Annotated in this window: 1 protein-coding gene and 9 rRNA genes; 1 reads left to right on the top strand and 9 read right to left on the bottom strand. The window is 47.2% G+C overall.

Going from position 1 to position 16894, the window contains the following annotated elements; genetic code table 11:
- Positions 1-36 precede the first annotated feature (36 nt).
- Positions 37-1305, top strand: coding sequence for an adenylosuccinate synthase (locus G7061_RS04540; protein WP_166119303.1), 1269 nt, complete (start codon positions 37-39; stop codon positions 1303-1305).
- A gap of 72 nt (positions 1306-1377) precedes the next feature.
- Here the strand turns inward: G7061_RS04540 and rrf (G7061_RS04535) are convergent.
- The 9 genes from rrf (G7061_RS04535) to G7061_RS04495 all read right to left on the bottom strand — a co-directional run bounded on the left by rrf (G7061_RS04535) (position 1378) and on the right by G7061_RS04495 (position 16855).
- Positions 1378-1491 (bottom strand): 5S ribosomal RNA (rrf, locus tag G7061_RS04535).
- 65 nt (positions 1492-1556) lie between these two features.
- Positions 1557-4464 (bottom strand): 23S ribosomal RNA (locus G7061_RS04530).
- Positions 4465-4754: 290 nt separating this feature from the next.
- Positions 4755-6291: ribosomal RNA gene (locus G7061_RS04525) — 16S ribosomal RNA — on the bottom strand.
- Between the two features lie 368 nt (positions 6292-6659).
- Positions 6660-6773, bottom strand: a 5S ribosomal RNA gene (rrf, locus tag G7061_RS04520).
- 65 nt (positions 6774-6838) lie between these two features.
- Positions 6839-9746 (bottom strand): 23S ribosomal RNA (locus G7061_RS04515).
- Positions 9747-10036: 290 nt separating this feature from the next.
- Positions 10037-11573, bottom strand: a 16S ribosomal RNA gene (locus G7061_RS04510).
- 368 nt (positions 11574-11941) lie between these two features.
- Positions 11942-12055 (bottom strand): 5S ribosomal RNA (gene rrf, locus G7061_RS04505).
- Between the two features lie 65 nt (positions 12056-12120).
- Positions 12121-15028 (bottom strand): 23S ribosomal RNA (locus G7061_RS04500).
- A 290-nt stretch (positions 15029-15318) separates the two neighbouring features.
- Positions 15319-16855, bottom strand: a 16S ribosomal RNA gene (locus tag G7061_RS04495).
- Together the 16S, 23S and 5S rRNA genes form the textbook arrangement of a ribosomal RNA operon.
- Positions 16856-16894: the final 39 nt, after the last annotated feature.

Below are 16894 nucleotides of genomic sequence, written 5' to 3'. Positions count from 1 at the left end.
ACCAAGGTGCCTCGTTTTGCTTTTCAGGAGGTCTATATGATAAAAGCAATTGTTGGCGCAAACTGGGGCGATGAAGGTAAAGGTAAGCTTACTGATGTATTCGCAAATGAATCTGATATTATTGTAAGATTTCAAGGCGGAAACAACGCTGGTCATACAATTATCAATGATCAAGGGAAATTCGCACTAAAAATGCTACCATCTGGAGTATTTTATGAGCATACAACAAATGTAATTGGAAATGGTGTTGCACTTAATATCCCTGCATTGATGAAAGAACTTAAAGAACTGGAAGATCGTGGAGTTAAGCCTAAAATTGTTGTAAGCGATCGAGCACAAATTGTCATGAGTTATCATAAACTTTTTGATGAACTCGAAGAGACAAGACTTGCTGATGCAAAATTTGGATCAACAAAGTCAGGTATCGCTCCATTCTACTCTGATAAATTCGCAAAAATCGGATTTCAAGTGGCAGAACTATTTAATGAAAAATGGCTAGAATCTAAAGTCGAACGTATTTTAGATATCAAAAATACGCTCCTTGTTAATCTTTACGGACATGAACCCTTAGATAAGAATTCAATATTGAATGAATTAATTGAGTATCGTAATACAATTGAGCCATTTGTAATAGACACATTTACATACTTGAATGACATGCATAGCCAAGGAAAGAATATTTTATTCGAAGGTCAACTCGGGGCTTTACGAGATCCTGACTTTGGAATTTATCCATATTCTACATCTTCGTCAACGCTTGCACATTATGCAACTGTCGGAGCGGGATTACCACATAAAATAGATGAAGTATGGGCTGTAACAAAGGCATATTCCAGTTGTGTTGGAGAAGGCGCTTTTGTATCTGAGATATTCGATGAAGAAGCAGAAGAGCTTCGACGTCGAGGCGGTGATGCTGGTGAGTACGGCGTAAATACCGGTCGTCCAAGACGTGTAGGCTACTTTGATGCTGTTGCAACTAAATATGGATGCAAGGTTCAAGGTGCAACGCATGTAGCATTAACAAACATTGATGTACTATCATATCTTGATGAAATTAAAGTTGTTGTCGCGTATGAGTATAATGGCGAAGTTTCCACACGATTTGGCAATATTACAGAGCTCGAATCTTCAAAACCAATAATCAAATCATTCAAAGGATGGAATGTTGATATTACCCAAATATCTACATACGAAGATCTTCCTGAAAAATGTATAGCCTATATCGAAGAACTAGAGAGACTAATTGATACAAGAATAGCGATTGTTTCAAACGGACCAAATCGAAAACAAATAATGTATCGCTAACATCTGCCCCGTTATAACGGGGTTTTTTTATATTGATGCATAAAAAAAAGACATCCAAATGGATGTCGAATTACCTGGCAATGAGCTATCTTCACTAACGCTGGGCTAGATATTGTCGCCGCTAAAGTGCTTAACTTCTGTGTTCGAGATGGGAACAGGTGTGACCACTTTGCTAGAATCACCAGATCATGAGAGTAATCTCTCAAAACTGAATAACAGAAGACTTTGTATCTTTTCAAATAGTCGTTATTGTGATTAAAACCTCGACCTATTAGTATCAGTCAGCTACACATATCACTATGCTTCCACCTCTGACCTATCAACCTGATCGTCTCTCAGGGGTCTTACTACTTACGTATGGGAAATCTCATCTTGGAGTTGGCTTCGTGCTTAGATGCTTTCAGCGCTTATCCAGTCCATACTTAGCTACCCAGCCATGCCCTTGGCAGGACAACTGGTACACCAGCGGTATGTCCATCCCGGTCCTCTCGTACTAGGGACAGCGCTCCTCAAATTTCCTACGCCCACAACAGATAGGGACCGAACTGTCTCACGACGTTCTGAACCCAGCTCGCGTACCGCTTTAATGGGCGGACAGCCCAACCCTTGGAACCGAATTCAGCTCCAGGATGCGATGAGCCGACATCGAGGTGCCAAACCTCGCCGTCGATGTGAACTCTTGGGCGAGATCAGCCTGTTATCCCCAGGGTAGCTTTTATCCGTTAAGCGACGGCCCTTCCACGTGGTACCGCCGGATCACTAAGCCCGACTTTCGTCCCTGCTCGACTTGTAGGTCTCGCAGTCAAGCACCCTTCTGCCTTTACGCTCGTCGATTGATTTCCAACCAATCTGAGGGTACCTTTGGGCGCCTCCGTTACTCTTTAGGAGGCGACCGCCCCAGTCAAACTGCCCACCTGACACTCTCCCGGACCCGGATTACGGGTCGCGGTTAGATCTTCAAACTTACAAGAGTGGTATCCCAATGGCGACTCCACATAAACTAGCGTTCATGCTTCATAGTCTCCCACCTATCCTGTACATGTAAATTCAAAGATCAATATCAAGCTACAGTAAAGCTCCATGGGGTCTTTCCGTCTAGTTGCGGGTAACCGGCATCTTTACCGGTACTAAGATTTCACCGAGTCTGCTGCCGAGACAGCGCCCAAATCGTTACGCCTTTCGTGCGGGTCGGAACTTACCCGACAAGGAATTTCGCTACCTTAGGACCGTTATAGTTACGGCCGCCGTTCACTGGGGCTTCAGTTCAATGCTTCGACTCATGGTCTAACACATCCCCTTAACCTTCCAGCACCGGGCAGGCGTCACCCCCTATACTTCGTCTTGCGACTTTGCAGAGAGCTGTGTTTTAGTTAAACAGTCGCTTGGGCCTCTTCACTGCGGCTCTTCTCTAAAAAGAGCACCCCTTCTCCCGAAGTTACGGGGTCATTTTGCCGAGTTCCTTGGCAACAGTTCTCTCGCTCACCTCAGGATTCTCTCCTTGCCTACCTGTGTCGGTTTTGGTACGGGCCAAACCATAATTAACGCTAGAAACTTTTCTTGAGAGCTGGCATCGGTTACTTCGCTACTTCCTCACGGGTTCACTCCTCATAACGCCTTTGCTTTATATGGCGGATTTGCCTACCATACGGCTCCTTCGCTTAAACCGGCTCTTCCATTCGCCGGCTTAACCTAGCCTTCTCTGTCATTCCTTCACTTATGGCTCGGGTACAGGAATATCAACCTGTTGTCCATCGACTACGCTTTTCAGCCTCATCTTAGGTCCCGACTTACCCAGGGCGGACGAGCCTTCCCCTGGAAACCTTAGGCAATCGGTGTGTCAGATTCTCACTGACATTTCGCTACTCACACCGGCATTCTCACTTCTATACGCTCCAACGCTCCTCACGGTACATCTTCAACGCTGTATAGAACGCTCCCCTACCACTTGTATTACTACAAATTCGCAGTTTCGGTATCATACTTAGCCCCGGTAAATTTTCGGCGCAGGGTCACTCGACTAGTGAGCTGTTACGCACTCTTTCAAGGGTGGCTGCTTCTAAGCCAACCTCCTAGTTGTCTGTGCATCCCCACATCCTTTTCCACTTAGCATGAATTTTGGGACCTTAACTGGCGATCTGGGCTGTTTCCCTTTTGACTACGGACCTTATCACCCATAGTCTGACTGCCATCTACTTCTCCACTGGCATTCGGAGTTTGATTATATTCAGTACCCCGAGATGGGGCCATCATACATTCAGTGCTCTACCTCCAGTGGCCTTACGATGACGCTAGCCCTAAAGCTATTTCGGGGAGAACCAGCTATATCAGAGTTCGATTGGTATTTCACCCCTAGCCACAACTCATCCGCCAGCTTTTCAACGATGGTCGGTTCGGTCCTCCATTTGGTTTCACCCAAACTTCAACCTGGTCATGGCTAGATCACTCTGTTTCGGGTCTACCACAATGTACTTCGCGCCCTATTAAGACTCGCTTTCGCTTCGGCTCCGTCTTTTCCAACTTAACCTTGCACATTATGAGTAACTCGCCGGTTCATTCTACAAAAGGCACGCCATCACCCTTTAACGGGCTCTGACTTCTTGTAAGCATACGGTTTCAGGATCTATTTCACTCCGCTTCCGCGGTTCTTTTCACCTTTCCCTCACGGTACTGGTTCACTATCGGTCACTAAGGAGTATTTAGCCTTACCGGGTGGTCCCGGTTGATTCCGACAAGGTTTCACGTGCCTCGCCGTACTCAGGATTCCACTAGGGTAATCGCAGCTTTCGTCTACAGGGTTTGCACCTTCTACGACTGGCCTTTCAATGCCATTCGACTAGCTTTAATTAATCCCACATTGTGGTCCTACTACCCCATCTCGAAGATGGTTTGGGCTCTTCCCGTTTCGCTCGCCACTACTCAGGGAATCACTGTTGTTTTCTTTTCCTCTTGCTACTAAGATGTTTCAATTCGCAAGGTTGCCTCACTATAGACTATGTATTCATCTATATGTAATACTGCATTACCAGTACTGGGTTCCCCCATTCGGATACCTCCGGATCGTTGAGTACGTACCTCTCCCCGGAGCATTTCGCTGTTAGTCGCGTCCTTCATCGGCTCTTAGTGCCTAGGCATCCACCGTACGCCCTTACATATTTAATCACATGTAATTTCGCGCCTGATTGTTTAAAATCAGTTTTTGTGTTTATCGCTTCGATAAACGTGTGTTCGCTTTGCTTTTAATTGCTTTTAGTTACTGTTTGTTTAACTTGATGTAAATCTAGTTTATACAACTATTCGAAAAGATATTCTGTTGATAACTTTATGTCTATCTATCTCTTCTGTTATTCAGTTTTCAAAGATCATTCTTTTGAAAAGCTTAATAGCCTCTCAAAACTAAACAGGAAACTCTTGTGTCAACTTCTGCTTCTTACTAAGTTATTACTCCTTAGAAAGGAGGTGATCCATCCCCACCTTCCGGTAGGGATACCTTGTTACGACTTAACCCCAATCATCGGTCCTACCTTCGACGGCTTCCTCCCTTTCGGGTTAGACCACCGGCTTCGGGTATTACCAACTCTCATGGTTTGACGGGCGGTGTGTACAAGGCCCGAGAACGTATTCACCGCGACATGCTGATTCGCGATTACTAGCGATTCCGACTTCATGGAGTCGAGTTGCAGACTCCAATCCGAACTGAGACGTACTTTCTGAGATTCGCTTCACATCACTGCTTCGCTGCCCTCTGTATACGCCATTGTAGTACGTGTGTAGCCCAGATCATAAGGGGCATGATGATTTGACGTCATCCCCACCTTCCTCCGGTTTATCACCGGCAGTCTCTCCAGAGTCCCCAACTTAATGCTGGTAACTGAAGACAAGGGTTGCGCTCGTTGCGGGACTTAACCCAACATCTCACGACACGAGCTGACGACAACCATGCACCACCTGTATCCGCCATAACTATTACATATCTCTATGCTTTTGCGCGGTATGTCAAGACCTGGTAAGGTTCTTCGCGTTGCTTCGAATTAAACCACATACTCCACCGCTTGTGCGGGCCCCCGTCAATTCCTTTGAGTTTTACGCTTGCGCGCATACTCCCCAGGCGGGATACTTATTGCGTTAACTACAGCACTGAATTTCTCCAACACTTAGTATCCATCGTTTACGGCGTGGACTACTAGGGTATCTAATCCTATTTGCTCCCCACGCTTTCGAGCCTCAGCGTCAGTTACAGGCCAGTTAGCCGCCTTCGCCACTGGTGTTCCTCCATATATCTACGCATTTTACCGCTACACATGGAATTCCACTAACCTCTCCTGTACTCAAGTCTACCAGTTTCTATGGCATCACGGGGTTGAGCCCCGAACTTTCACCATAAACTTAATAAACCGCCTGCGCTCCCTTTACGCCCAATAATTCCGGATAACGCTTGCCACCTACGTATTACCGCGGCTGCTGGCACGTAGTTAGCCGTGGCTTTCTGGTAAGGTACCGTCATATAGCTAGCATTCCCTCTAACTATCGTTCTTCCCTTACAACAGAGCTTTACAACCCGAAGGCCTTCTTCACTCACGCGGCGTTGCTCGGTCAGGGTTTCCCCCATTGCCGAAAATTCCCTACTGCTGCCTCCCGTAGGAGTCTGGGCCGTGTCTCAGTCCCAGTGTGGCCGGTCACCCTCTCAGGTCGGCTACGCATCATCGTCTTGGTGAGCCGTTACCTCACCAACTAACTAATGCGCCATAAGCCCATCTCATTGTGATGTATCCCATCTTTAATTAAATCAAGATGTCTTGACTTAACCTATCCGGTATTAGCTGACGTTTCCATCAGTTATCCCAGGCATTGAGGCAGGTTGCTTATGTATTACTCACCCGTTCGCCACTAAGATTGTAAGAAGCAAGCTTCTTACGCTCTTCGTTCGACTTGCATGTATTAGGCACGCCGCCAGCGTTCATCCTGAGCCAGGATCAAACTCTCCATTTGATTCTTTCTCATTTTTATACTCTGACGAGTTTTGTTTATTTCTTGTATTTCTTTTGAAATTGACGTTTCCTGTTTAGTTTTCAAAGACCATTTCGCACCCAAGTTCCCTTGAACGCTTGTACATAATACCACCCTATATCACTTGTGTCAACGCATTTTTCACATTTATTTAAAAGAGATTTAACTTTCTCTAGTTTCACTCTATTTCTCCTTTTTTATACACACTTCATCATGTTTTCTTCACCCTTTTTACCCTGACTTCCCTTTTCTTTTTATCCTTTTTCTACCCCTTCTTTTTAATCCTTTTCTTCCGCTTATGCCTTTCGCTCAATTGCATAAAAAAAAGACATCCAAATGGATGTCGAATTACCTGGCAATGAGCTATCTTCACTAACGCTGGGCTAGATATTGTCGCCGCTAAAGTGCTTAACTTCTGTGTTCGAGATGGGAACAGGTGTGACCACTTTGCTAGAATCACCAGATCATGAGAGTAATCTCTCAAAACTGAATAACAGAAGACTTTGTATCTTTTCAAATAGTCGTTATTGTGATTAAAACCTCGACCTATTAGTATCAGTCAGCTACACATATCACTATGCTTCCACCTCTGACCTATCAACCTGATCGTCTCTCAGGGGTCTTACTACTTACGTATGGGAAATCTCATCTTGGAGTTGGCTTCGTGCTTAGATGCTTTCAGCGCTTATCCAGTCCATACTTAGCTACCCAGCCATGCCCTTGGCAGGACAACTGGTACACCAGCGGTATGTCCATCCCGGTCCTCTCGTACTAGGGACAGCGCTCCTCAAATTTCCTACGCCCACAACAGATAGGGACCGAACTGTCTCACGACGTTCTGAACCCAGCTCGCGTACCGCTTTAATGGGCGGACAGCCCAACCCTTGGAACCGAATTCAGCTCCAGGATGCGATGAGCCGACATCGAGGTGCCAAACCTCGCCGTCGATGTGAACTCTTGGGCGAGATCAGCCTGTTATCCCCAGGGTAGCTTTTATCCGTTAAGCGACGGCCCTTCCACGTGGTACCGCCGGATCACTAAGCCCGACTTTCGTCCCTGCTCGACTTGTAGGTCTCGCAGTCAAGCACCCTTCTGCCTTTACGCTCGTCGATTGATTTCCAACCAATCTGAGGGTACCTTTGGGCGCCTCCGTTACTCTTTAGGAGGCGACCGCCCCAGTCAAACTGCCCACCTGACACTCTCCCGGACCCGGATTACGGGTCGCGGTTAGATCTTCAAACTTACAAGAGTGGTATCCCAATGGCGACTCCACATAAACTAGCGTTCATGCTTCATAGTCTCCCACCTATCCTGTACATGTAAATTCAAAGATCAATATCAAGCTACAGTAAAGCTCCATGGGGTCTTTCCGTCTAGTTGCGGGTAACCGGCATCTTTACCGGTACTAAGATTTCACCGAGTCTGCTGCCGAGACAGCGCCCAAATCGTTACGCCTTTCGTGCGGGTCGGAACTTACCCGACAAGGAATTTCGCTACCTTAGGACCGTTATAGTTACGGCCGCCGTTCACTGGGGCTTCAGTTCAATGCTTCGACTCATGGTCTAACACATCCCCTTAACCTTCCAGCACCGGGCAGGCGTCACCCCCTATACTTCGTCTTGCGACTTTGCAGAGAGCTGTGTTTTAGTTAAACAGTCGCTTGGGCCTCTTCACTGCGGCTCTTCTCTAAAAAGAGCACCCCTTCTCCCGAAGTTACGGGGTCATTTTGCCGAGTTCCTTGGCAACAGTTCTCTCGCTCACCTCAGGATTCTCTCCTTGCCTACCTGTGTCGGTTTTGGTACGGGCCAAACCATAATTAACGCTAGAAACTTTTCTTGAGAGCTGGCATCGGTTACTTCGCTACTTCCTCACGGGTTCACTCCTCATAACGCCTTTGCTTTATATGGCGGATTTGCCTACCATACGGCTCCTTCGCTTAAACCGGCTCTTCCATTCGCCGGCTTAACCTAGCCTTCTCTGTCATTCCTTCACTTATGGCTCGGGTACAGGAATATCAACCTGTTGTCCATCGACTACGCTTTTCAGCCTCATCTTAGGTCCCGACTTACCCAGGGCGGACGAGCCTTCCCCTGGAAACCTTAGGCAATCGGTGTGTCAGATTCTCACTGACATTTCGCTACTCACACCGGCATTCTCACTTCTATACGCTCCAACGCTCCTCACGGTACATCTTCAACGCTGTATAGAACGCTCCCCTACCACTTGTATTACTACAAATTCGCAGTTTCGGTATCATACTTAGCCCCGGTAAATTTTCGGCGCAGGGTCACTCGACTAGTGAGCTGTTACGCACTCTTTCAAGGGTGGCTGCTTCTAAGCCAACCTCCTAGTTGTCTGTGCATCCCCACATCCTTTTCCACTTAGCATGAATTTTGGGACCTTAACTGGCGATCTGGGCTGTTTCCCTTTTGACTACGGACCTTATCACCCATAGTCTGACTGCCATCTACTTCTCCACTGGCATTCGGAGTTTGATTATATTCAGTACCCCGAGATGGGGCCATCATACATTCAGTGCTCTACCTCCAGTGGCCTTACGATGACGCTAGCCCTAAAGCTATTTCGGGGAGAACCAGCTATATCAGAGTTCGATTGGTATTTCACCCCTAGCCACAACTCATCCGCCAGCTTTTCAACGATGGTCGGTTCGGTCCTCCATTTGGTTTCACCCAAACTTCAACCTGGTCATGGCTAGATCACTCTGTTTCGGGTCTACCACAATGTACTTCGCGCCCTATTAAGACTCGCTTTCGCTTCGGCTCCGTCTTTTCCAACTTAACCTTGCACATTATGAGTAACTCGCCGGTTCATTCTACAAAAGGCACGCCATCACCCTTTAACGGGCTCTGACTTCTTGTAAGCATACGGTTTCAGGATCTATTTCACTCCGCTTCCGCGGTTCTTTTCACCTTTCCCTCACGGTACTGGTTCACTATCGGTCACTAAGGAGTATTTAGCCTTACCGGGTGGTCCCGGTTGATTCCGACAAGGTTTCACGTGCCTCGCCGTACTCAGGATTCCACTAGGGTAATCGCAGCTTTCGTCTACAGGGTTTGCACCTTCTACGACTGGCCTTTCAATGCCATTCGACTAGCTTTAATTAATCCCACATTGTGGTCCTACTACCCCATCTCGAAGATGGTTTGGGCTCTTCCCGTTTCGCTCGCCACTACTCAGGGAATCACTGTTGTTTTCTTTTCCTCTTGCTACTAAGATGTTTCAATTCGCAAGGTTGCCTCACTATAGACTATGTATTCATCTATATGTAATACTGCATTACCAGTACTGGGTTCCCCCATTCGGATACCTCCGGATCGTTGAGTACGTACCTCTCCCCGGAGCATTTCGCTGTTAGTCGCGTCCTTCATCGGCTCTTAGTGCCTAGGCATCCACCGTACGCCCTTACATATTTAATCACATGTAATTTCGCGCCTGATTGTTTAAAATCAGTTTTTGTGTTTATCGCTTCGATAAACGTGTGTTCGCTTTGCTTTTAATTGCTTTTAGTTACTGTTTGTTTAACTTGATGTAAATCTAGTTTATACAACTATTCGAAAAGATATTCTGTTGATAACTTTATGTCTATCTATCTCTTCTGTTATTCAGTTTTCAAAGATCATTCTTTTGAAAAGCTTAATAGCCTCTCAAAACTAAACAGGAAACTCTTGTGTCAACTTCTGCTTCTTACTAAGTTATTACTCCTTAGAAAGGAGGTGATCCATCCCCACCTTCCGGTAGGGATACCTTGTTACGACTTAACCCCAATCATCGGTCCTACCTTCGACGGCTTCCTCCCTTTCGGGTTAGACCACCGGCTTCGGGTATTACCAACTCTCATGGTTTGACGGGCGGTGTGTACAAGGCCCGAGAACGTATTCACCGCGACATGCTGATTCGCGATTACTAGCGATTCCGACTTCATGGAGTCGAGTTGCAGACTCCAATCCGAACTGAGACGTACTTTCTGAGATTCGCTTCACATCACTGCTTCGCTGCCCTCTGTATACGCCATTGTAGTACGTGTGTAGCCCAGATCATAAGGGGCATGATGATTTGACGTCATCCCCACCTTCCTCCGGTTTATCACCGGCAGTCTCTCCAGAGTCCCCAACTTAATGCTGGTAACTGAAGACAAGGGTTGCGCTCGTTGCGGGACTTAACCCAACATCTCACGACACGAGCTGACGACAACCATGCACCACCTGTATCCGCCATAACTATTACATATCTCTATGCTTTTGCGCGGTATGTCAAGACCTGGTAAGGTTCTTCGCGTTGCTTCGAATTAAACCACATACTCCACCGCTTGTGCGGGCCCCCGTCAATTCCTTTGAGTTTTACGCTTGCGCGCATACTCCCCAGGCGGGATACTTATTGCGTTAACTACAGCACTGAATTTCTCCAACACTTAGTATCCATCGTTTACGGCGTGGACTACTAGGGTATCTAATCCTATTTGCTCCCCACGCTTTCGAGCCTCAGCGTCAGTTACAGGCCAGTTAGCCGCCTTCGCCACTGGTGTTCCTCCATATATCTACGCATTTTACCGCTACACATGGAATTCCACTAACCTCTCCTGTACTCAAGTCTACCAGTTTCTATGGCATCACGGGGTTGAGCCCCGAACTTTCACCATAAACTTAATAAACCGCCTGCGCTCCCTTTACGCCCAATAATTCCGGATAACGCTTGCCACCTACGTATTACCGCGGCTGCTGGCACGTAGTTAGCCGTGGCTTTCTGGTAAGGTACCGTCATATAGCTAGCATTCCCTCTAACTATCGTTCTTCCCTTACAACAGAGCTTTACAACCCGAAGGCCTTCTTCACTCACGCGGCGTTGCTCGGTCAGGGTTTCCCCCATTGCCGAAAATTCCCTACTGCTGCCTCCCGTAGGAGTCTGGGCCGTGTCTCAGTCCCAGTGTGGCCGGTCACCCTCTCAGGTCGGCTACGCATCATCGTCTTGGTGAGCCGTTACCTCACCAACTAACTAATGCGCCATAAGCCCATCTCATTGTGATGTATCCCATCTTTAATTAAATCAAGATGTCTTGACTTAACCTATCCGGTATTAGCTGACGTTTCCATCAGTTATCCCAGGCATTGAGGCAGGTTGCTTATGTATTACTCACCCGTTCGCCACTAAGATTGTAAGAAGCAAGCTTCTTACGCTCTTCGTTCGACTTGCATGTATTAGGCACGCCGCCAGCGTTCATCCTGAGCCAGGATCAAACTCTCCATTTGATTCTTTCTCATTTTTATACTCTGACGAGTTTTGTTTATTTCTTGTATTTCTTTTGAAATTGACGTTTCCTGTTTAGTTTTCAAAGACCATTTCGCACCCAAGTTCCCTTGAACGCTTGTACATAATACCACCCTATATCACTTGTGTCAACGCATTTTTCACATTTATTTAAAAGAGATTTAACTTTCTCTAGTTTCACTCTATTTCTCCTTTTTTATACACACTTCATCATGTTTTCTTCACCCTTTTTACCCTGACTTCCCTTTTCTTTTTATCCTTTTTCTACCCCTTCTTTTTAATCCTTTTCTTCCGCTTATGCCTTTCGCTCAATTGCATAAAAAAAAGACATCCAAATGGATGTCGAATTACCTGGCAATGAGCTATCTTCACTAACGCTGGGCTAGATATTGTCGCCGCTAAAGTGCTTAACTTCTGTGTTCGAGATGGGAACAGGTGTGACCACTTTGCTAGAATCACCAGATCATGAGAGTAATCTCTCAAAACTGAATAACAGAAGACTTTGTATCTTTTCAAATAGTCGTTATTGTGATTAAAACCTCGACCTATTAGTATCAGTCAGCTACACATATCACTATGCTTCCACCTCTGACCTATCAACCTGATCGTCTCTCAGGGGTCTTACTACTTACGTATGGGAAATCTCATCTTGGAGTTGGCTTCGTGCTTAGATGCTTTCAGCGCTTATCCAGTCCATACTTAGCTACCCAGCCATGCCCTTGGCAGGACAACTGGTACACCAGCGGTATGTCCATCCCGGTCCTCTCGTACTAGGGACAGCGCTCCTCAAATTTCCTACGCCCACAACAGATAGGGACCGAACTGTCTCACGACGTTCTGAACCCAGCTCGCGTACCGCTTTAATGGGCGGACAGCCCAACCCTTGGAACCGAATTCAGCTCCAGGATGCGATGAGCCGACATCGAGGTGCCAAACCTCGCCGTCGATGTGAACTCTTGGGCGAGATCAGCCTGTTATCCCCAGGGTAGCTTTTATCCGTTAAGCGACGGCCCTTCCACGTGGTACCGCCGGATCACTAAGCCCGACTTTCGTCCCTGCTCGACTTGTAGGTCTCGCAGTCAAGCACCCTTCTGCCTTTACGCTCGTCGATTGATTTCCAACCAATCTGAGGGTACCTTTGGGCGCCTCCGTTACTCTTTAGGAGGCGACCGCCCCAGTCAAACTGCCCACCTGACACTCTCCCGGACCCGGATTACGGGTCGCGGTTAGATCTTCAAACTTACAAGAGTGGTATCCCAATGGTGACTCCACATAAACTAGCGTTCATGCTTCATAGTCTCCCACCTATCCTGTACATGTAAATTCAAAGATCAATATCAAGCTACAGTAAAGCTCCATGGGGTCTTTCCGTCTAGTTGCGGGTAACCGGCATCTTTACCGGTACTAAGATTTCACCGAGTCTGCTGCCGAGACAGCGCCCAAATCGTTACGCCTTTCGTGCGGGTCGGAACTTACCCGACAAGGAATTTCGCTACCTTAGGACCGTTATAGTTACGGCCGCCGTTCACTGGGGCTTCAGTTCAATGCTTCGACTCATGGTCTAACACATCCCCTTAACCTTCCAGCACCGGGCAGGCGTCACCCCCTATACTTCGTCTTGCGACTTTGCAGAGAGCTGTGTTTTAGTTAAACAGTCGCTTGGGCCTCTTCACTGCGGCTCTTCTCTAAAAAGAGCACCCCTTCTCCCGAAGTTACGGGGTCATTTTGCCGAGTTCCTTGGCAACAGTTCTCTCGCTCACCTCAGGATTCTCTCCTTGCCTACCTGTGTCGGTTTTGGTACGGGCCAAACCATAATTAACGCTAGAAACTTTTCTTGAGAGCTGGCATCGGTTACTTCGCTACTTCCTCACGGGTTCACTCCTCATAACGCCTTTGCTTTATATGGCGGATTTGCCTACCATACGGCTCCTTCGCTTAAACCGGCTCTTCCATTCGCCGGCTTAACCTAGCCTTCTCTGTCATTCCTTCACTTATGGCTCGGGTACAGGAATATCAACCTGTTGTCCATCGACTACGCTTTTCAGCCTCATCTTAGGTCCCGACTTACCCAGGGCGGACGAGCCTTCCCCTGGAAACCTTAGGCAATCGGTGTGTCAGATTCTCACTGACATTTCGCTACTCACACCGGCATTCTCACTTCTATACGCTCCAACGCTCCTCACGGTACATCTTCAACGCTGTATAGAACGCTCCCCTACCACTTGTATTACTACAAATTCGCAGTTTCGGTATCATACTTAGCCCCGGTAAATTTTCGGCGCAGGGTCACTCGACTAGTGAGCTGTTACGCACTCTTTCAAGGGTGGCTGCTTCTAAGCCAACCTCCTAGTTGTCTGTGCATCCCCACATCCTTTTCCACTTAGCATGAATTTTGGGACCTTAACTGGCGATCTGGGCTGTTTCCCTTTTGACTACGGACCTTATCACCCATAGTCTGACTGCCATCTACTTCTCCACTGGCATTCGGAGTTTGATTATATTCAGTACCCCGAGATGGGGCCATCATACATTCAGTGCTCTACCTCCAGTGGCCTTACGATGACGCTAGCCCTAAAGCTATTTCGGGGAGAACCAGCTATATCAGAGTTCGATTGGTATTTCACCCCTAGCCACAACTCATCCGCCAGCTTTTCAACGATGGTCGGTTCGGTCCTCCATTTGGTTTCACCCAAACTTCAACCTGGTCATGGCTAGATCACTCTGTTTCGGGTCTACCACAATGTACTTCGCGCCCTATTAAGACTCGCTTTCGCTTCGGCTCCGTCTTTTCCAACTTAACCTTGCACATTATGAGTAACTCGCCGGTTCATTCTACAAAAGGCACGCCATCACCCTTTAACGGGCTCTGACTTCTTGTAAGCATACGGTTTCAGGATCTATTTCACTCCGCTTCCGCGGTTCTTTTCACCTTTCCCTCACGGTACTGGTTCACTATCGGTCACTAAGGAGTATTTAGCCTTACCGGGTGGTCCCGGTTGATTCCGACAAGGTTTCACGTGCCTCGCCGTACTCAGGATTCCACTAGGGTAATCGCAGCTTTCGTCTACAGGGTTTGCACCTTCTACGACTGGCCTTTCAATGCCATTCGACTAGCTTTAATTAATCCCACATTGTGGTCCTACTACCCCATCTCGAAGATGGTTTGGGCTCTTCCCGTTTCGCTCGCCACTACTCAGGGAATCACTGTTGTTTTCTTTTCCTCTTGCTACTAAGATGTTTCAATTCGCAAGGTTGCCTCACTATAGACTATGTATTCATCTATATGTAATACTGCATTACCAGTACTGGGTTCCCCCATTCGGATACCTCCGGATCGTTGAGTACGTACCTCTCCCCGGAGCATTTCGCTGTTAGTCGCGTCCTTCATCGGCTCTTAGTGCCTAGGCATCCACCGTACGCCCTTACATATTTAATCACATGTAATTTCGCGCCTGATTGTTTAAAATCAGTTTTTGTGTTTATCGCTTCGATAAACGTGTGTTCGCTTTGCTTTTAATTGCTTTTAGTTACTGTTTGTTTAACTTGATGTAAATCTAGTTTATACAACTATTCGAAAAGATATTCTGTTGATAACTTTATGTCTATCTATCTCTTCTGTTATTCAGTTTTCAAAGATCATTCTTTTGAAAAGCTTAATAGCCTCTCAAAACTAAACAGGAAACTCTTGTGTCAACTTCTGCTTCTTACTAAGTTATTACTCCTTAGAAAGGAGGTGATCCATCCCCACCTTCCGGTAGGGATACCTTGTTACGACTTAACCCCAATCATCGGTCCTACCTTCGACGGCTTCCTCCCTTTCGGGTTAGACCACCGGCTTCGGGTATTACCAACTCTCATGGTTTGACGGGCGGTGTGTACAAGGCCCGAGAACGTATTCACCGCGACATGCTGATTCGCGATTACTAGCGATTCCGACTTCATGGAGTCGAGTTGCAGACTCCAATCCGAACTGAGACGTACTTTCTGAGATTCGCTTCACATCACTGCTTCGCTGCCCTCTGTATACGCCATTGTAGTACGTGTGTAGCCCAGATCATAAGGGGCATGATGATTTGACGTCATCCCCACCTTCCTCCGGTTTATCACCGGCAGTCTCTCCAGAGTCCCCAACTTAATGCTGGTAACTGAAGACAAGGGTTGCGCTCGTTGCGGGACTTAACCCAACATCTCACGACACGAGCTGACGACAACCATGCACCACCTGTATCCGCCATAACTATTACATATCTCTATGCTTTTGCGCGGTATGTCAAGACCTGGTAAGGTTCTTCGCGTTGCTTCGAATTAAACCACATACTCCACCGCTTGTGCGGGCCCCCGTCAATTCCTTTGAGTTTTACGCTTGCGCGCATACTCCCCAGGCGGGATACTTATTGCGTTAACTACAGCACTGAATTTCTCCAACACTTAGTATCCATCGTTTACGGCGTGGACTACTAGGGTATCTAATCCTATTTGCTCCCCACGCTTTCGAGCCTCAGCGTCAGTTACAGGCCAGTTAGCCGCCTTCGCCACTGGTGTTCCTCCATATATCTACGCATTTTACCGCTACACATGGAATTCCACTAACCTCTCCTGTACTCAAGTCTACCAGTTTCTATGGCATCACGGGGTTGAGCCCCGAACTTTCACCATAAACTTAATAAACCGCCTGCGCTCCCTTTACGCCCAATAATTCCGGATAACGCTTGCCACCTACGTATTACCGCGGCTGCTGGCACGTAGTTAGCCGTGGCTTTCTGGTAAGGTACCGTCATATAGCTAGCATTCCCTCTAACTATCGTTCTTCCCTTACAACAGAGCTTTACAACCCGAAGGCCTTCTTCACTCACGCGGCGTTGCTCGGTCAGGGTTTCCCCCATTGCCGAAAATTCCCTACTGCTGCCTCCCGTAGGAGTCTGGGCCGTGTCTCAGTCCCAGTGTGGCCGGTCACCCTCTCAGGTCGGCTACGCATCATCGTCTTGGTGAGCCGTTACCTCACCAACTAACTAATGCGCCATAAGCCCATCTCATTGTGATGTATCCCATCTTTAATTAAATCAAGATGTCTTGACTTAACCTATCCGGTATTAGCTGACGTTTCCATCAGTTATCCCAGGCATTGAGGCAGGTTGCTTATGTATTACTCACCCGTTCGCCACTAAGATTGTAAGAAGCAAGCTTCTTACGCTCTTCGTTCGACTTGCATGTATTAGGCACGCCGCCAGCGTTCATCCTGAGCCAGGATCAAACTCTCCATTTGATTCTTTCTCATTTTTATACTCTGACGAGTTTTGTTTAT

It is taken from the genome of Erysipelothrix sp. HDW6B (genome assembly GCF_011301115.1).
GTDB classification, from domain to species: Bacteria; Bacillota_I; Bacilli_A; order Erysipelotrichales; family Erysipelotrichaceae; genus Erysipelothrix; species Erysipelothrix anatis.
Note: the sequence above shows the minus strand (reverse complement) of the source record. Positions and strands in the feature narration are given on the sequence as shown.

Bases quoted from the DNA above. Each gene is read 5' to 3' on its own strand.
- G7061_RS04540 (WP_166119303.1), top strand. From the start codon at position 37: ATGATAAAAGCAATTGTTGGCGCAAACTGGGGCGATGAAGGTAAAGGT.